Below are 18,334 nucleotides of genomic sequence, written 5' to 3'. Positions count from 1 at the left end.
TCAGCTCTGGCAAAATGCGCGTTGAATGGTTTATCGGCGGTTTTTGTCGATCCTTAACTTTTTTGAGCGTTTTTTCATGATTGAGTCACCCGCGGCCTGCCGCATCCATGTCCAGGCGCTCGGCCCGGCGTTTGAAGCGCAAGCCGAGCAGTGGGCCGAGCGTCTTGGCCTACCACTCGACGAGGCTGACGGCAAGTTCGCCTTGCAGGTCGGCGAGCAGGGTTTGCAGTTGCAACAGCTCGGCCCGGATGCGCCGGGACCGGTGCGGGTCGACTTTGTCGAAGGCGGCGCGGCGCATCGTCGGTTGTATGGCGGCGGCAGCGGGCAGATGATCGCCAAGGCGGTCGGTATCGCTCAAGGCGTGCGCCCGCGGGTGCTGGATGCCACGGCGGGGTTGGGCAAGGATGCGTTTGTGCTGGCCAGTCTGGGCTGCGAAATCAGCCTGATCGAACGCCAGCCGTTGATCGGTGCGTTGCTTGAGGACGGTCTGGCGCGCGCGGCGGAAGATTTCGAGGTGGCGCCGATTGTCGCGCGAATGAAATTGCTCAAGGGCAACTCCATCGAGGTCATGCAGAACTGGGAGGGAGAGCCGCCGCAGGTGATCTACCTCGATCCGATGTTTCCGCATCGCGAGAAAACCGCGCTGGTGAAGAAGGAGATGCGCCTGTTCCGGCCGCTGGTCGGCGATGATCCGGACGCGCCTGCGCTGTTGCAGGCGGCGCTGGCATTGGCCACGCACCGGGTGGTGGTCAAGCGTCCGCGCAAGGCACCGTGCATTGACGGGCCGAAACCGAGCCATGCGCTGGATGGCAAGTCGAGCCGGTATGACATTTATCCGAAGAAAGCCCTTAAGCCTTAAGGGCAGCTGCAAGGTTCGAGCTGCAAGCTGCAAGCTACAAGCTACAAGCTACAAGCTACAAGCTACAAGCTACAAGCCAGAGCGAAGTCACTGCTTCTGCTCCTGCTTTTTCTTGCAGCTTGTAGCTAGAAGCTCGCAGCTGCCTCTCTCCCATAGGCCCGCATAAACAACCCCACCACCTCGCGCACATGCCGCTCGGCCGCTTCCCCGGTCAGCGGCTCGCCACAGCCATACAACAAGCGAAAATTGCCCGCGCCCTTGATCAGGCAAAAGAAATGCTCGGCGGCATTGCGTGGCTGATCGATGCTCAACGCGCCGCTGGCGTGGATTTTCGTCAGCAACCCTTCCATTCCGCTCACCACCCGCTCGGGGCCTGCTTCGAAGAAGATTTGCGACAGCTTTGGATCCTGGCTGCCAAGGGCCATGATCAGCCGGTGCAGATTCACCGATTCATCGCTATTGATCAGTTGGTGAAAGCCGCGGGCGATATTCAGCAATACGTCTTCAACCGCGATGCCGTCCGGCAATTCAAAGAACAGCGGCGGCAGCTGCTCCTCGCATTTCGCGACCACGGCAGCGGAGAACAGCGTCTCCTTGTCGTTGAAGTGGCTGTAAACCGTCAGTTTCGACACGCCAGCCTCGCTGGCCACGGCGTCCATGCTGGTGTTGGCGTAGCCATGACTCAGAAAGAGCGTTTTCGCCGCCTCGAGGATGGCCTGGCGCTTGGCCAGGTCCTTGGGACGGCCCGGGCCGTTTGGAGCGGAAAGATTGTTCGACATTTTTCGTTTTTAATACTGGACTGGTGAGTTTGCTATTAATACCATACCCGCCAGTATAAATATTCCAAGCCTCATTCGCGAAAGGTCCGTCACCATGTTCCGCCATGCGTTGTCCTTTGCATTGCCAGCCAGTCTGGCATTCCTGTTATCGGCCTGCGGTCAGGAAGAGGTGACGAAAGTCACCGTGCGACCGGCCATGGTGGTACAGCCCGAGCCTTCGGCGCAGGCGATGGAAAGTTATCCGGGCGAGGTGCGCGCCCGCTATGAGCCTGATCTGGCGTTCCGTATTGGCGGCAAAGTCAGCCGACGACTGGTCGATGAAGGCCAGCGCGTGAAGGCCGATCAACCGCTGGCCGAACTCGATCCGCAGGACGTGCGCCTGCAGCTGGAGGCCACCCGCGCGCAGGTCGCCGCCGCCGAAGCCAATCTGAATCTGGTGCGCGCCGAACGGGATCGCTACAAAACCCTGATGGAACGGCAGATGGTCAGCCGCTCGGCCTACGACAACGCCGAAAATCTATACCGCTCCGGCGAAGCCCGCCTTAAACAAATCAAAGCCGAATTCAACGTCTCGACCAATCAGGCCAGTTACGCCGTGCTGCGTGCGCCGCAGGATGGCGTAGTGGCCAAGCGTTCGGTTGAGGTCGGGCAAGTGGTCGCCGCCGGGCAAACAGTGTTTACCCTCGCCACCGATGGCGAGCGCGAAGTGTTGATCAGCCTGCCGGAGCAGAGTTTCGGCCGCTTCAAGGTCGGTCAGCCGGTGTCCGTGGAGTTGTGGGCGCAGCAGAATCAGCGTTTTGCCGGACAGATCCGCGAACTGTCGCCATCGGCCGATCCGCGTTCGCGCACCTTCGCCGCGCGAATCTCGTTCACCAGCGGCAAAGTCCCGGCTGAGCTGGGCCAGAGCGCCCGCGTCTTCGTGCAATCGGCCGACAGTGTTTCGCTGTCAGTACCGCTTTCAGCGCTGACCGCTGAAAACGGCGCGACCTATGTCTGGGTGGTCAACGGCAACAACACGTTAAAGAAAACCCCGGTGCGGGTCGGCCCCTTCGGCGAGAAAAACGTGGCGGTGCTCGAAGGCCTGAATGCCAGCGACTGGGTGGTGGCCGCTGGCGTTCATGTGCTGCTCGATGGTCAGCAGGTGCGGCCGGTGGATCGCTCCAACCGTGTGGTCAATCTGGCGAACAAGGAGTAAGCCCCGATGCGCTTCAACCTCTCCGAATGGGCGTTGCGTAATCGCCAGATCGTACTGTTCCTGATGCTTTTGCTCGCTGTCGTCGGTGCGTTGTCCTACACCAAACTTGGCCAGAGCGAAGACCCACCATTCACCTTCAAGGCCATGGTCATCCAGACCCGCTGGCCCGGCGCGACGGCACAGGAAGTCTCGCGCCAGGTCACCGAACGCATCGAAAAGAAGCTGATGGAAACCGGTGAGTACGAACGCATCATGTCGTTCTCCCGCCCCGGTGAATCCCAGGTGACCTTCATTGCCCGTGATTCGATGCATTCCAAGGACATTCCAGACCTCTGGTATCAGTTGCGCAAAAAGGTCGGCGACATCCGCCAGACCCTGCCACCGGGAATTCAGGGACCGTTCTTCAACGATGAGTTCGGTACCACCTTCGGCAATATTTACGCGCTGACCGGTGACGGCTTCGATTACGCCGTGCTCAAGGATTACGCCGACCGCATCCAGATCCAGCTGCAACGGGTCAAGGATGTCGGCAAGGTCGAACTGCTCGGGCTGCAGGACGAGAAAATCTGGGTCGAGCTGTCCAACGTCAAACTCGCCACCCTCGGCTTGCCGCTGGCGGCGGTGCAGCAGGCTCTCGAGGAACAGAACGCGGTGTCCACGGCGGGATTCTTCGAGACCGGCAGCGAGCGCTTGCAGCTACGCGTCTCGGGGAATTTTCAGACGGTCGATGAGATAAAAAACTTTCCGATCCGCGTCGCCGATCGTACGTTCCGCATCTCTGATATCGCTGACGTGCGTCGCGGTTTCAGCGATCCACCGGCGCCGCGCATGCGTTTTATGGGCGACGATGCGATTGGTCTCGCCGTGGCGATGAAGGATGGCGGCGACATTCTGGTGCTTGGCAAAGCGCTGGAGGGTGAGTTCTCGCGGATCCAGAAAAATCTTCCGGCCGGCATGCAATTGCGCAAGGTCTCCGATCAGCCGGCTGCAGTGAAAACCGGGGTCGGTGAGTTCGTCCAGGTGTTGGTCGAGGCGCTGGCGATCGTATTGCTGGTGAGCTTCTTCTCCCTCGGCGTGCGCACCGGCATGGTCGTCGCGTTGACCATTCCGTTGGTACTGGCGATGACCTTTGCCTGCATGTACTACCTGGGGATCGGCTTGCACAAGATTTCCCTCGGTGCATTGGTGCTGGCGCTGGGCTTGCTGGTGGATGACGCGATCATTGCTGTGGAAATGATGGCGATCAAAATGGAGCAGGGCTTCGATCGCATTCGCGCGGCGAGTTATGCCTGGACCAGTACCGCGTTTCCGATGCTCACCGGGACGCTGATCACCGCCGCCGGCTTCCTGCCGATTGCCACCGCACAATCGGGCACCGGCGAATACACCCGTTCGATTTTCCAGGTAGTGACCATTGCCTTGCTGGCCTCATGGGTGGCAGCGGTGGTGTTCGTGCCGTATCTGGGGGAAAAGCTCCTGCCGGATCTGGCGAAAATTCACGCGGCGAAACACGGCACTGGCAATGGCCAGCCCGATCCGTATGCCACACCGTTCTATCAACGTGTGCGGCGTCTGGTGGAGTGGTGCGTGGCGCACCGCAAAACGGTGATTGTGCTTACCGTGGGCCTGTTTATCGCTTCGGTGATGTTGTTCCGCTTCGTGCCGCAGCAGTTTTTCCCGGCCTCCAACCGGCTGGAGCTGATGGTCGATCTGAAACTCGCCGAAGGTGTTTCGCTGGCCAACACCACCGCTGAGGTCAAACGCCTCGAAGCGCTGCTCAAGGAACACGCCGGCATCGACAACTACGTGGCATATGTCGGCACCGGCTCGCCGCGTTTCTATCTGCCACTGGATCAACAACTGCCGGCGGCAAGTTTTGCTCAGTTTGTGGTGTTGGCGAAAACCATCGAAGAGCGTGAAGCGCTGCGCAGTTGGTTGATCGAAACCCTCAACGAACAATTCCCGGCCCTGCGTTCGCGGGTTACGCGTCTGGAAAACGGCCCGCCGGTTGGCTATCCGGTGCAGTTCCGCGTCACCGGCGAACACATCGAGGAGGTCCGCGCGCTGGCCCGCAAGGTGGCAGCGAAGGTTCGCGAGAACCCGCATGTGGTCAACGTTCATCTGGACTGGGAAGAGCCGAGCAAGGTTGTCTATCTGAACATCGATCAGGATCGCGCCCGCGCCCTCGGGGTGAGCACGGCCAATCTGGCGAAATTCCTGCAGAGTTCGCTGGTCGGCTCGACGGTCAGCCAGTACCGCGAAGACAACGAATTGATCGAAATTCTGCTGCGCGGCACCGTGCATGAGCGCACTGAATTGTCGTTGCTGCCGAGCCTCGCGGTGCCGACCGATAACGGCCGCAGTGTCGCGCTGTCGCAGATTGCCACGCTGGAATACGGTTTCGAGGAGGGCATCATCTGGCACCGCAATCGGCTGCCGAACGTGACGGTGCGAGCGGACATTTATGGCAAGGAACAACCGGCGACTCTGGTGAAGCAGATCATGCCGACGCTGGATTCGATTCGCGCCGAACTGCCCGATGGTTATCTGCTGGACGTCGGCGGCACCGTGGAGGATTCCGAGCGCGGGCAAAAATCGGTGAACGCCGGGGTGCCGATGTTTATTGTGGTGGTGCTGACTTTGCTGATGGTGCAACTGCGCAGTTTCTCGCGCACGGCGATGGTGTTTCTGACGGCGCCGTTGGGGTTGATCGGGGTGACGCTGTTTCTGATGGTGTTCCGTCAGCCGTTCGGGTTTGTGGCGATGCTGGGGACGATTGCGCTGTCGGGGATGATCATGCGTAATTCGGTGATTCTGGTCGATCAGATCGAGCAGGATATTGCGTCCGGGCTTAAGCCCTGGCAGGCGATTATCGAGGCGACCGTGCGGCGGTTCAGGCCGATTGTGTTGACGGCGCTGGCGGCGGTGCTGGCGATGATTCCGTTGTCGCGCAGTGTGTTTTTCGGGCCGATGGCGGTGGCGATCATGGGTGGGTTGATTGTGGCTACGGCGCTGACTTTGTTGTTTTTGCCGGCGTTGTATGCGGCCTGGTTCAGGGTTCGCAAAGACGCCGTTTGAGTTGTGGTTTGCGTGGCGGCCTTCGGGCCGACCATGTTCTTGGGGTTTTGGGTGAATATCCGTTTTTTTTGGGGTGTTGCGGCTGGCGGTTTCGCCCTTACGGCGAGGCACTTTTTCCAGACGCCGAAAAAGTACCCAAAAAGGCTTGCTCCTGCGTTCGGCCCTCGCAGGCTCGGGTTCCTTCGCTGCGGGATCGATCCGGGCGCAGCGTCTCCGGTTTGCTTCGCTGCACCTCCTCTCGCTGTGTTTGGCTGCGCCAAACGGTCGCTGCGCTCCCACGCCCGGATCAATCCCTGCGCTCAGCCTACCGAAGTCGCCCATGGATCAAGATCAAGAGCGGTACTCGAGCTAACGCTCATTGTTGAGTGGGGCGGCTTTGCCGCGTGGGGCTGGACTGGTTGCTCTGGCTCTGGCTCTGGCTCGGCTTTTGTGGGAGCTGGCTTGCCAGCGAAGGCGGCCTGACAGCCGACCTATTTCTATCTGAATACACCCATTCCCTTTGTGGGAGCGAGCCTGCTCGCGAAGGCGGCCTGGCAGCCGACCTATTTCTATTTGAATACACCCATTCCCTTTGTGGGAGCGAGCCTGCTCGCGAAGGCGGCCTGCCAGCCTACCCATTTCCATCCGCAAGCCCTCGCTCCCTTCCTACATCTTTTTCAGAAACCTCCGATCTTGAGACGCTGCCTGTCAGATGCTGTACTCCGGGTTCTGTTTTCCCGAATCCCTGAGTCTGCCCCGATGAAACCACCGACATTAACTGGCAGAACCGATCCTGTCTTCGACCTGTTGGCCCGCCCGCCACATAAACAGCGTCTGCCCGATTACCTGGCATTGCTGAAGCCGCTCGATGGTCAGGGGCGCTATCTGCCCTTCGAGGCGTTGCGCTATCGCTGGGCTGCAGGGTTGGACGCGAACCTCTGTTGGGCGTTGGTGAAAAAGGCTCGGGCGGCGCAGTACGTCAATTTGTTGCCGTTGGGCGAGCCGGTGCAGTGGGGCAAATATGTGTCGACGCCGTTGGCTCAGAAAACCATATCTGTGGTGGATCGTCACACCAGTACCGCCGCGCTGGAGTACATGACCAGTCAGATCGGCGAGCGCGCGCATTTCTCTTATCTGCTCAATGACCTGATCGAAGACGAAGCCATCGCCAGTAGCCAACTGGAGGGCGCGGCGACCACGACGCGTGTTGCCAAGGACATGCTCAAGCATCAGCGCCAGCCGCGTACGCCGGATGAGCGCATGGTGATGGGTAATTATCGAATGATGAATTTCGCCTGGGAAAAGCGCTATGAACCACTGAGCGTTGAGCTGATTGCAGAGATCCATCGAGTGGGTGTGGAGGGGATCGATGACGAGCAGTATTTACCCGGAATGTTCAGAACCAATGATGAGGTGGTTGTTCAGGATGGTGCGGGCAACACTGTGCACCGACCGCCTCCTGTTGCTGGATTGGTTTTGCGGTTGGCGAGGCTGTCCGGCTGGATCAACCAGCCCGATGGCTTGGTTCTGGACAAAAGCTATCTGCATCCACTGATCAAGGCCATCACGCTGCATTTCGCATTGGGTTTTGAACACCCCTTTCGCGACGGTAACGGTCGGGTCGCCCGGGCGCTTTTCTACTGGTTCATGTTCAAACACGAGTTTGCTGCGTTTCGCTACATTGCGATCAGTCTGTTGCTGCGCAATACGCCGGTGAAATACGGACGCTCCTATCTGCACACCGAGGCAGATGAACTGGATCTGACTTATTTCATCGAGTTTCAGTGTTCAGTTATTTTGCGAGCCGTGGTCGGATTTACCGAGGTTTACCGAAAAAGGCTGAATGACTTGAGGGCGAATCACTTCGCCCCCGTGTGATGACCGTTTAAAGCGTACCAAACACCTTCTTCGCCAAACTCGTCGCCGCAGCGGCCGGGTTCTGACGAATCGTTTCTTCCTGTTTGCCGATCATCTCGAACAGACCATTGAGCGTCTGTTCGGTGACGTAACTCTCAACGTTGGCGCTCTTCGCATCGACCACGCCGAAGGCCGCAGCCTGGCCGGCGAACGAGTTGTACTTTTGCGCGACGCCAACCTTGTCGGTAGCTTGTTTGACGATGGGCAGGAATTTGGCGCGGATCTGTTCGCGGCTGGATTTGTTCAGGTATTGGGTCGCCGAGTCGTTGCCGCCGCTGAGGATGCCTTTGGCGTCGGCCACGCTCATTTTCTTCACGGCGTCGACGAGGATCGGTTGCGCCTGGGTCACGGCGGATTCGGCGGCTTTGTTCATCGCCGTTTCCAGCTCTTCGACCTGGGCGCCCATGCCGAAGGCTTTCATCTTGCTTGCGGCTTTGCCGAGTTTGCCCGGCAGTTCGATTTTCACGTCGGGGTTGTTGCTGAAGCCGCCCGGGGTGCCGAGTTGTTTGACGGCGATCTGCGCGCCTTGGGTCAGGGCGTCTTTGAGGCCGCCGGTGGCGTCTTGTTGCGACAGGTCGTTGAGCGACAGGGCCAGGGCGTTGGCGGAGATCAGCAGGCCGGCGCAGGCGGCGGCGAAGCGAAGGGTAGGGCGGCGCATGGCGGCTTCCTTGTGGCGAGGTGGATTAACGAACGGCGTCGACGCGGACTTTCAACGGCTGCGGGTCGTTGCCGTCGAGTTGCACGGCGTGGTTTTCGGTGGTGATGAACATCAGCTCGCCGTTGACTTCAATGCGTGCGCTGACCGAGTAACGATGGCCGGGTTGGACCTGCGCCGGATCGTAGCTCAAGTGGAACGGCAACGGCACCTGGCCTTTGACCGGGCCTTTCTGTTCGGCCAGGACAACGGCTGGCGCATCGGCCAGCGACACGTCTTGCAGGCTGACGCTCAGGGTGGCGCTCGGTGGCAGGGCGATGCGCTGCAGGTAAAAGACCTCGCCGTCGAGGCTCGCCTTGCCGGCGGGGGCGGTTGATTGACAGGCGCTGAGCAGCGTGGCGGCGGCAAGGGTCAGTAGTTTTTTCATGGATGAATCTCCTTTCAATTGTAGGAGTGAGCTTGCTCGCGATAGCGGTGTGTCAGTCACCATTGCTGTCATCTGACACACCGCTATCGCGAGCAGGCTCACTCCTACAGGTATTTGCGTCAGGCTTCCGGCAGTGCGGTGACCTGATCCGCGGCATCTTCACTGCGGTGCAGCGCGACCTGGCGGATCGACAGGCGAATTTCTGCCGGCAATACGCGCTTGGCTGCGCCTTCGGCCAGTTCGCCGAGCAGTTCGTGGTAGCTGAGTTTGCCGGCGTCGTCGCGGCGCAGCACGTCGAGGTCGAGCATCGTCTGGATGAAGTGGCGGAACAGGCTCTTGTCGAAGAACTCCGGCGCATTCAGGCCATGCAGGATCGACAGGCGCTGGGCCATGACTGTGCAGAGGTCTTCCAGCTCTTCGGCGCTGATGCTGTTCTGTCCGCTGTTGAGCAACAACGACACGGTCATGTAGAAGCGCTGCAAGGTCTGGGCGATGCTTTTGGACAGCAGCGTCAGCAGGACGAAATGTCGCGAACTCGGTGCCGGACGCAGGTACAGGTCCTTCTCGAACCGCAGCAGACCCTGCTCGACGAACGCTTCCAGCCACTGATCGATCACCGCATCAAGTTCGTCCAGATTCCAGCGGATGAACAGTTCCGATTGCAGGTACGGATACAGCGCGCGGGTGTAGCGCAGGATCTGCTCGCGGCTCATGCGCGAGGTACTCTGGAAGAAACTCGCCAGCAGCGACGGCAGCGCAAAAATGTGCAGCACGTTGTTGCGGTAGTAGGTCATCAGGACGGCGTTCTGCTCGTCCAGATAAAGGATCTTGCCCAGTGCGTCGTTCTGTTCGGCGAGCAGGTCCATGTCCTTCACATGTTCGATCAGCGCGCGGCCATCGCCCTCGGGCAATGTCGTGTGCGGCGAATACGGTACCTTGCGCAGCAGCGCCAGATACAGATCCAGCACCCGTGCCATGGCGCGATCATCCAGCGCCAGACGCGTGGTCGACAGCAGGGCCAGTGCCACCAGGTTCACCGGGTTGATCGCCGCCGCTTCGTTGAGGTGCCGGGCGACTTTTTCGCCGAGGCGGTTGGTGGTTTCGTTGAGCCACGCCGGTTTGAACTGCGGGCCGAGTTCCTGCTGGCGCCAGTCCGGTTGTTCAGCGTCGAGGAACTCCGCCAGTTTGATCGGCTCGCCGAAATTCACCGCGACCTGGCCGAAGCGTTGCTTGAGTGCGCCGATCACTTTGAAAATATCGAAGATCGATTCTTTCTTCTTGCTCGCGCCGCGTAATTCTCCGAGGTAGGTGCGGCCTTCGAGCACGCGCTCGTAACCGATGTACACCGGCACAAACACGATGGGCATGCGCGACGAGCGCAGGAAGCTGCGCAACGTGATGGCGAGCATGCCAGTCTTCGGTTGCAGCATGCGCCCGGTGCGCGAGCGGCCGCCTTCGACGAAATACTCGACCGGGAAGCCTTTGGTGAACAGCGTGTGCAGGTATTCGTTGAACACCGAGGTGTACAACGGATTGCCCTTGAACGTGCGGCGCATGAAAAACGCGCCGCCACGGCGCAGCAGGCTGCCGATCACCGGCATATTGAGGTTGATCCCGGCGGCGATGTGCGGCGGGGTCAGGCCGTTGCGAAACAGCAGGTACGAAAGCAACAGATAGTCGATGTGGCTGCGGTGGCACGGCACGTAGATCACTTCGTGACCCTGAGCAACGTTCTGCACGCCTTCGATGTGGTTGACCTTGATGCCGTCGTAGATTTTGTTCCAGAACCAGCTCAGCACCACTTCGAGGAAGCGGATCGCCGTGTAGGTGTAGTCCGAAGCGATCTCGTTGCCGTAGCGCAGGGCCTGGGCCTTGGCTTTTTCCGGGGAGATGTTTTCACGCTCGGCTTCGTCGAGGATCGCCTGCTTGACCAGCGGCTGATTGAGCAAACCCTTCACCAGGTTACGGCGGTGGGAAATGTCCGGGCCGATGACTGCTGCTTTCAGGTTGCGGAAGTGCACGCGCAGGATGCGCTGGGCCATGCGCACGGTGCGCTCGTGGCCCTTGTTGTGATCGATCAGTTCGCGCAGGTGGATCGGCGCGGAAAACTGCACGCGGGTCTTGCGGCCGAGGACGATGATGCTCAGCAACCGACGCAGGCGACCGGTGACGGCCCAGCTATCGGCAAACAACAGTTTCCACGGGCTGTTTTCGCTGTCCGGCGACTGGCCCCAGAACACGCTGACCGGAATGATCTGCGCGTCTTCGGCAGCGTTCTGGGTCAATGCGCTGACCAGTCGGGTCAAGGTCGGTGGCGCACCGCGCTTGTCCTGGCGGCCGAGCCAGTCCGGGTCCGGCGTCAAATAGAAAAACGCTGCCGGCTCGATCAGCGAACCCACCGACACCGCCAGCACCGGACGCGGCAGACCGGCCTTGGTGCACTCGGTGTCGACCACGGCCAGATCGGTCAGCGAAGGGTTTTGCAGGACGTAGAACACCGGACGACTGCGGTCGAGGTTGAGGGTGAACGACGACTGGTTGATGGTCTCGGAGCGAACCCAGAGATACAACAAGCGGCGCAGGGTGCCAAACACAAGACGGCGGAACGGGGAACGGGTCATACGGCTTCTGCGTGAGTGAATAAAACCGAGCAGGCGCTCGGGCGGTCGATAGTGTGCCGGATTCACGGAAAATCGGCAAAAAAGCGCCGAAGTAATCTCCTGTTGAGAGTTTCTGCGCCTGTCATATACTCGGCGGTCTGTTGCCGGTGCCCTCTTGTGGACTTCGGACGCAGGCTGACGTTCCTCGAAGGCTTTCCTGCGAAAAGCCCGTTCAATAATAAAAAGGGAGTATGAACAGATGGCAACACGCGAAACCGGCAACGTGAAGTGGTTCAACGACGCCAAGGGCTACGGCTTTATCCAGCGCGAAGACGGAGCGGATGTGTTCGTGCACTACCGCGCGATTCGCGGCGAAGGGCACCGCTCGCTGACCGAAGGCCAACAGGTCGAGTACGCCGTGATTACTGGCGAGAAGGGGTTGCAGGCTGAGGATGTTGTAGGCCTGTAACAGCAGCTTCAAGTTTCAAGCTGCAAGCCACAAGCTATAAGCAGTTCCGCTTGAGGCTTGCAGCTTGTAACTTTTAGCTGCTTTTAGGCCGTTTTCCAGGTGATCTCTTCTTCACCATCGGCGCTGATGCGAATCCAGCGATCGGCGGTTTCTTCGCCTTCTTCCTCAACCCACGTACCCGGTGCGCAACGCACTTCGACGTTCAGCGCGGCAAAGGCTGCGCGGGCGCAGGCGATGTCGTCGTCCCATGGGGTCTGGTCGCTTTCCAGGTACAGGCTGTTCCACTTGCCCACCGCTTTCGGCAGCCAGGTCACCGGCACGTTGCCGGCCTTGCATTTATACGTCTGGCCTTTCTGTACCCAGTCGCTGCATGGGCCGAGTGCTTCGCCGAGCCAGGCGGCAATGGCCTTGTGGTCGACGTCGGCGTCTTTCAGGTAAATCTCGATGTCCGGTTGGCGCATGGATGTCCTCACTGCGGGTCTGAAAAATCCATTCGCGGATTTAGCCGGCCCCGGGCCTGTGCCCGAGACCAAAAGTTATTGAAGAACGAAATAATCGTAGCGCATCGACACGGTGGTCACGAACGGCTCGGCCTGTTCGATCACCGCTGCGCGGCGTTCGGCACTGGCGCGCCAGCCGTGGGGCGTCATCGCCAACAGGTTGGCGCGATCCTCAGGCTTGTCCAGCGTCAGCTTGAACGCCAGGGTTTCACTGTGCGCCAACGCCATGCCCTCAGGCACCAGGGCCAGGTGCTTGTCATCGGTGTATTCGCGCACTTCGTCGTACAGGCGTTCGCGCAGTTCCATCAGATGGCCGCGGGTCGGGCCGACTTTCATCAGGCCGCCGCCGACGCTGAGCAAGCGCTTGGCCTCTTCCCAGTCCAGCGGACTGAAAACACTCGCCAGAAACTGGCAACTGCCCGAGGCCAATGGCACACGCGCCATGCTGGCAATCAACCAGGTGATCGCCGGATTGCGTTTGCAGGCGCGTTTGACGGCTTCGCGCGAGATATCCAGCGCATAGCCATCGGCGTTGGGCAGAGCCTCGGCGATTTGCGCGGTGTAGTAACCCTCGCCACAACCGATGTCGACCCAGCGCTCCGGCGCGTAACCGGCCGCCAGTTCAGCCAGACGCCTGGCGACCGGCGCGTAATGTCCGGCGTTGAGGAAATCACGCCGCGCCTCGACCATTGCCTGATTGTCGCCGGGGTCGCGGCTGTTCTTGTGCTGCACCGGCAGCAGGTTCAGATAACCCTGGCGCGCGCGGTCGAAACGATGCCCGGCCGGGCAGACTACGCCGTTGTCTACCGCGTTGAGCGGTTCACTACAGATCGGGCACGCAAGCATCAGGCAAGCAACTTGATCAGGGTCTGGTAGTAGATCTCGGTCAGCACGTCGAGATCCGCCGCCAGTACGCGTTCGTTGACCTGGTGAATGGTCGCGTTGACCGGCCCCAGCTCAACCACTTGCGTGCCCATGGTCGCGATGAAGCGGCCATCGGATGTACCGCCGCTGGTCGACGCCTTGGTTTCGCGACCGGTGATGTCCTTGATGCTCGTTGACACGGCATCCAGCAACGCGCCCGGCTCGGTGAGGAACGGCAGACCAGACAGCGCCCAGTCGATGTGCCAGTCCAGACCGTGTTTGTCGAGAATGTCGGCAACGCGTTTCTGCAGGCCTTCGACAGTGGATTCGGTGGAAAAACGGAAGTTGAACACCGCCACCAGATCGCCCGGAATCACGTTGGTCGCGCCGGTGCCGGAATTGAGGTTGGAAATCTGGAAACTGGTCGGCGGGAAGAAATCGTTGCCGTGGTCCCAATGCTCGGCGGCCAGTTCTGCCAGTGCCGGAGCGGCGAGGTGGATCGGGTTCTTCGCCAGATGCGGGTAGGCCACGTGACCTTGCACGCCTTTGACCGTGAGCTTGGCGCCGAGGGAGCCGCGACGGCCGTTTTTCACCACATCGCCGACTAGCGTGGTGCTCGATGGCTCGCCAACGATGCACCAGTCCAGACGCTCATTGCGCGCAACGAGGCGCTCGACCACGGCTTTGGTGCCGTGATGCGCCGGGCCTTCTTCGTCGCTGGTGATCAGGAAGGCGACCTTGCCCTTGTGGTTCGGGTAATCCGCAACGAAGCGTTCGGCGGCGACGGTCATCGATGCCAGGCTGCCTTTCATGTCCGCTGCGCCACGACCGCAGAGCATGCCGTGCTCGTCGATCACGGCGTTGAATGGATCGATCTGCCACGCGGTGACCGGACCCGTCGGCACTACATCAGTGTGGCCGGCGAAGCACAGCACCGGGCCGTCATCCTGGCCATGAGTGGCCCAAAAGTTATCCACATCTTCAATGCGCATCGGCTCCAGAGTGAAACCGGCATCGCCCAGGCGCTGCATCATCTGCTTCTGGCAGTCAGCATCGACCGGGGTCACGGAAGGACGGCGGATCAGGTCGATGGCCAGTTGAAGGGTCGGCGATAGGTCGGCGTGGGCCGTCATGGAAAACTCCGAAGATCATGAATGTGGGCGCGGACTACTGTAGGAGTGAGCCTGCTCGCGATTGCGGTGAGTCCGTCAACATACACATCGACTGTTACACCGCTATCGCGAGCAGGCTCACTCCTACAGGGGAATGGGTTCGGTCAGTCGAACCGGGACGCCGCCAAGCCCCGCAAAATGGCGGTTATCTTAAAGCAAAACGGCGACCATTGGCCGCCGTTTAGTGCATCGGTACGGATTTAGACGACCGGCGCCGGTTCCGCCACTGCCGCAGGTTTCGGCAGCGACGACAGAAACGCCATGATCAGCGCCGCCACGTACGGCAGCGACTGCACCAGCAACATGGCGACCCAGAAGCGCATGTCGTTGCTCGGCATGCCGTTGACCAGATAGATCCCCAGCGCCGCGCCCCACAACAGCAGCATGATGAACATCTCCTCCCGCGCTTCGGAAATCGCCACCCAGAAGCCATGGTTGTCGGCGTTTTTCGGCGTGCGGAAGAACGGAATGCTGCTGGTGAAGAAACCGTACAGCACCGCTTTGGCGATGGTGTGCGACAACGCCAGGCCGGCCAGTGCCGCGCAGAACGCATCCTTCAGATTCACACCGACGGCGCGGCGATAAAGAAAGATGATCTTGCCGACCTTGAACACGAACAGCGCCAGCGGCGGGATCGCGAAAATCAGCAACGGCGGATCGACCCGTTGCGGCACGATGATCATCGCCGCCGACCACAGCAACGCGCCGACGGTGAAGAAGATGTTCATGCCATCGGCGACCCACGGCAGCCAGCCGGCGAGGAAGTGATAGCGCTGACCGCGCGTCAGTTCGGTGTCCTTGCCGCGCAGCAGGCTGCGGGTGTGGCGCTTGATGATCTGGATCGCGCCGTACGCCCAGCGGAAGCGCTGTTTCTTGAAGTCGATGAAGGTGTCGGGCATCAGGCCCTTGCCGTAGCTGTCATGGTAATACGCCGCCGACAGGCCTTTTTCGAACACACGCAGACCCAGTTCGGCGTCTTCACAGATGCACCAGTCAGCCCAGCCCAACTCTTCCAGCACGGAACGGCGGGTCATGGTCATGGTGCCGTGCTGGATGATCGCGTCCCGGTCGTTGCGGGTGACCATGCCAATGTGGAAGAAGCCTTTGTACTCGGCGTAGCAGAGCTTCTTGAAGGTGCTTTCGTTCTGGTCGCGATAATCCTGCGGCGACTGCACCACGGCGATTTTCGGATCGGCGAAGTGCGGCACCATGTGCTTGAGCCAGTTCGGGTGCACGCAATAATCGGAGTCGATCACTGCAATGACTTCGGCATCCTTGGCGGTATGCGGGATCAGGTAATTCAGCGCGCCGCCCTTGAAACCGGCCAGTGGCGATACGTGGAAGAACTTGAAGCGCGGGCCGAGGGTGGCGCAGTAATCGCGCACCGGTTCCCAGACGGCCGGGTCCTTGGTGTTGTTGTCGATGATCAGGACTTCGAAGTCCGGGTAATCGAGATTGGCCAAGGCGTCGAGGGTCTGTTTGACCATCTCCGGCGGCTCGTTGTAGCAGGGCACGTGGATCGAGACTTTTGGCCGGTAATCGGAATCACCCAGCACTGGCAGGAATTCGCGCCGGCGTTTATGAATCCACACCGCTTCGGCCAGCTCGTGGGCTTCGGTCAGCAAAACGATGAACACACCCAGCGCGCCGAGCGCGAGCAGGAAGCCGACCGTCAGGCTGAACCACGTGCTGTATTGCTGGCTGTAGTCGTAGCCGATCCACACCAACACCGAACCACACAGAAACGCGATAAAGGTCAGGAACGTACGACCACGCTGGCGCAGGGCCGAACCGTCGATCATCAACAGGGTCAGCGACAGCAGCGCGAGCACCACGGAACCGATGGCCAGCACGCGCCATTGCGGAATCGCGACGACCGGGCCTTCGAAATTGAATTTCTGCTGACGCGCGGCGTTGAACACGCCCCAATAAGCGCCAACCGAGCCTTCGTCACTGGCCTTCCACGGCTGGTCGAAGGCTTCGATCACGAAATAGTTGAAGCCCTGGCGGTTGAGCTTGTTGACCAGCGTGCGCAGGTAGATCGCCTGATCGGCTGGCGACGCATCGGCGCCACCGCGCATACGCCCGTTGCTCGGCCAGCCGACTTCAGACAACAGCAACGGTTTTTTCGGGAAGAGCTTTTTCAGATCGCGAGCGCGATCCAGAACGAACTGGCCGGCCTTGTCCACCGGAATAAATTCCCAGTAGGGCAGAACGTGGGCGGCGATCAGGTCGACGTGTCTGGCCAGTTGCGGGTATTTCTCCCAGATGTGCCACTGCTCGGACGTGGTCACCGGAACCTTGACGGCGGCACGCACGCGATCCAGCAGGACGATCAAGGCTTCAGGGGTAATCTCTTCGCGGAACAATGCCTCGTTACCGACCACCACCCGCACCACGCTGCGCGAGGTGTTGGCCAGTTCGATGGCTTTGCTGATTTCCCGCTCGTTGCGCTCCTGGTCGGGGCTGATCCAGATTCCGAGGGTGACGCGCAGGCCGAACTCTTCAGCCAGTTTCGGGATGTTCTGCAGCGAACCGTCGACCGAGTAGATGCGGATGTTGTCGGTCAGCTTGCTCATGATCTCCAGATCACGGCGCATCTCGTCATCAGACGGGTACTGATCCTTTTGCGGGTATTGTCCCTGCTGGAACGGCGAATAGGAGAAGCCGGAGATTTGCTGTGGCCAGTTCGGCGCCGAGACCGGGCGGTTGACCAACGCCCAGAAACCGGTGAACAGGGCAGCGATGGCCAGCACCACTACCAGGTTGAGTCCAAATTTACGCGATGACATAGCTGTTTCGGGTTCCAAAGGCTGTGGAACGAAGATTCGGTCGGATAGACGCCCGACGGGCGCGCATCCTACACCGGCGGTTAACCAGCCGTACAACTGACGGGAAAATTCCTGACATTGGGCAGCCGTCTCTGACTTAAGTTCTTACACTTGTCGCTTGCAGCTTAAAACTTGCCGCTGCGTAGCCCTATAATGCGCGCCGGTTTTTGGGGTAATGGTCATGAGTACAGAAGATCCGCGGTTTGCAGGCATCGCCCGTTTATACGGCATCGAAGGCATGGAGCGCTTGCGCGCGGCCCATGTGGCGATCGTCGGCGTTGGCGGCGTCGGTTCCTGGGCGGCGGAAGCCATTGCCCGCTGTGGCGTTGGCGAGATTTCGCTGTTTGACCTGGACGACGTTTGCGTCAGCAACGCCAACCGCCAATTGCACGCGCTCGACAGCACCGTCGGCAAGCCCAAGGTCGAGGTGATGGCCGAGCGTTTGCGCGGAATCAACCCCGATTGTACGGTGCACGCCGTCGCCGACTTCGTTACCCGCGAGACCATGGCCGAATACATCACGCCTGACATCGACTGCGTGATCGACTGCATCGACGCGGTCAACGCCAAAGCGGCACTGATTGCCTGGTGCAAACGCCGCAAAATCCAGATCATCACCACTGGCGGCGCAGGCGGACAGATTGATCCGACGCTGATTCAAGTCTGCGATCTCAACCGCACCTTCAACGATCCGCTGGCCTCGAAAGTGCGCTCGACCTTGCGCCGCGATTACGGCTTCTCCCGCACCATGACCCGCCATTACAGCGTGCCGTGTGTGTTCTCCACTGAACAACTGCGCTACCCGAAACCGGATGGCAGCATTTGTTTGCAGAAGAGTTTTGTCGGTGACGGCGTCAAGCTCGACTGCGCCGGCGGTTTTGGTGCGGTGATGATGGTGACGGCGACGTTCGGCATGGTCGCGGCGACCAAGGCGGTGGACAAGATTGTGGCGGGTGTGCGGCGGCCTTCGGACCGGGTTAAACCTCAGGCTTGATGTCGGGGCTGAGGG

At 60.3% G+C, this 18,334-nt stretch carries 14 protein-coding genes; 6 read left to right on the top strand and 8 right to left on the bottom strand.

Features of this window, described 5'->3' with window-relative positions:
• Positions 1-79 precede the first annotated feature (79 nt).
• A complete protein-coding gene (locus HU743_RS03575; RefSeq protein ID WP_186647105.1) occupies positions 80-859 on the top strand; it encodes a class I SAM-dependent methyltransferase in 780 nt (259 codons plus the stop codon).
• Between the two features lie 125 nt (positions 860-984).
• Here HU743_RS03575 and HU743_RS03570 read toward each other — a convergent pair whose 3' ends face one another.
• The gene (locus HU743_RS03570; RefSeq protein ID WP_186646960.1) at positions 985-1,638 is read right to left on the bottom strand and encodes a TetR/AcrR family transcriptional regulator; all 654 of its coding nucleotides are present in this window, start codon (positions 1,636-1,638) and stop codon (positions 985-987) included.
• Between the two features lie 94 nt (positions 1,639-1,732).
• On the opposite strand from HU743_RS03570, the gene HU743_RS03565 reads away from it, so the two are divergent.
• The 3 genes from HU743_RS03565 to HU743_RS03555 all read left to right on the top strand — a co-directional run bounded on the left by HU743_RS03565 (position 1,733) and on the right by HU743_RS03555 (position 7,768).
• Entirely contained in the window at positions 1,733-2,833 is a 1,101-nt protein-coding gene (locus HU743_RS03565; protein ID WP_186646958.1) for an efflux RND transporter periplasmic adaptor subunit, read from the top strand.
• Between the two features lie 6 nt (positions 2,834-2,839).
• The gene (locus tag HU743_RS03560; RefSeq protein WP_186646956.1) at positions 2,840-5,911 is read left to right on the top strand and encodes an efflux RND transporter permease subunit; all 3,072 of its coding nucleotides are present in this window, start codon (positions 2,840-2,842) and stop codon (positions 5,909-5,911) included.
• A gap of 738 nt (positions 5,912-6,649) precedes the next feature.
• Positions 6,650-7,768: a Fic family protein gene (locus HU743_RS03555; protein ID WP_186646954.1), complete on the top strand. Its 1,119-nt coding sequence runs from the start codon at positions 6,650-6,652 to the stop codon at positions 7,766-7,768.
• 7 nt (positions 7,769-7,775) lie between these two features.
• Here the strand turns inward: HU743_RS03555 and HU743_RS03550 are convergent, their stop codons facing one another.
• From HU743_RS03550 to plsB, 3 genes are all read right to left on the bottom strand, one after another.
• On the bottom strand, positions 7,776-8,465 hold the full coding sequence (locus tag HU743_RS03550) for a DUF4197 domain-containing protein (protein WP_186646952.1): 690 nt from the start codon (positions 8,463-8,465) through the stop codon (positions 7,776-7,778).
• A 25-nt stretch (positions 8,466-8,490) separates the two neighbouring features.
• A complete protein-coding gene (locus HU743_RS03545; protein WP_186646950.1) occupies positions 8,491-8,889 on the bottom strand; it encodes a YbaY family lipoprotein in 399 nt (132 codons plus the stop codon).
• 119 nt (positions 8,890-9,008) lie between these two features.
• A complete protein-coding gene (gene plsB, locus HU743_RS03540) occupies positions 9,009-11,510 on the bottom strand; it encodes a glycerol-3-phosphate 1-O-acyltransferase PlsB (protein WP_186646949.1) in 2,502 nt (833 codons plus the stop codon).
• Between the two features lie 238 nt (positions 11,511-11,748).
• Here plsB and HU743_RS03535 point away from each other — a divergent pair, with 238 nt between their 5' ends.
• A complete protein-coding gene (locus HU743_RS03535) occupies positions 11,749-11,958 on the top strand; it encodes a cold-shock protein (RefSeq protein ID WP_186551068.1) in 210 nt (69 codons plus the stop codon).
• An 83-nt stretch (positions 11,959-12,041) separates the two neighbouring features.
• Here the strand turns inward: HU743_RS03535 and HU743_RS03530 are convergent, their stop codons facing one another.
• The 4 genes from HU743_RS03530 to HU743_RS03515 form a co-directional block, all read right to left on the bottom strand.
• Positions 12,042-12,419 carry a hypothetical protein gene (locus tag HU743_RS03530; RefSeq protein WP_186646948.1) on the bottom strand — a complete coding sequence of 126 codons (378 nt, stop codon included), beginning with the start codon at positions 12,417-12,419 and terminating at the stop codon, positions 12,042-12,044.
• Positions 12,420-12,494: 75 nt separating this feature from the next.
• Positions 12,495-13,304, bottom strand: a complete 810-nt coding sequence (locus HU743_RS03525; protein ID WP_186646947.1) for a putative RNA methyltransferase — start codon at positions 13,302-13,304, stop codon at positions 12,495-12,497.
• Positions 13,304-14,455, bottom strand: coding sequence for a succinyl-diaminopimelate desuccinylase (gene dapE, locus HU743_RS03520; RefSeq protein ID WP_186635227.1), 1,152 nt, complete (start codon positions 14,453-14,455; stop codon positions 13,304-13,306). The genes HU743_RS03525 and dapE overlap by 1 nt, the downstream gene beginning before the upstream one ends.
• A gap of 239 nt (positions 14,456-14,694) precedes the next feature.
• Positions 14,695-17,286, bottom strand: coding sequence for a glycosyltransferase (locus tag HU743_RS03515; RefSeq protein ID WP_186646946.1), 2,592 nt, complete (start codon positions 17,284-17,286; stop codon positions 14,695-14,697).
• Between the two features lie 214 nt (positions 17,287-17,500).
• Between HU743_RS03515 and tcdA the strand changes: the two genes are divergently transcribed.
• On the top strand, positions 17,501-18,319 hold the full coding sequence (tcdA, locus tag HU743_RS03510) for a tRNA cyclic N6-threonylcarbamoyladenosine(37) synthase TcdA (protein WP_186550155.1): 819 nt from the start codon (positions 17,501-17,503) through the stop codon (positions 18,317-18,319).
• Positions 18,320-18,334: the final 15 nt, after the last annotated feature.

The organism is Pseudomonas sp. SWRI99, assembly GCF_014270125.1.
Lineage (GTDB): Bacteria > Pseudomonadota > Gammaproteobacteria > Pseudomonadales > Pseudomonadaceae > Aquipseudomonas > Aquipseudomonas hamedanensis.
The sequence above is the reverse complement of the archived record's forward strand: the minus strand, read 5'-3'. Positions and strand labels throughout refer to the sequence as shown.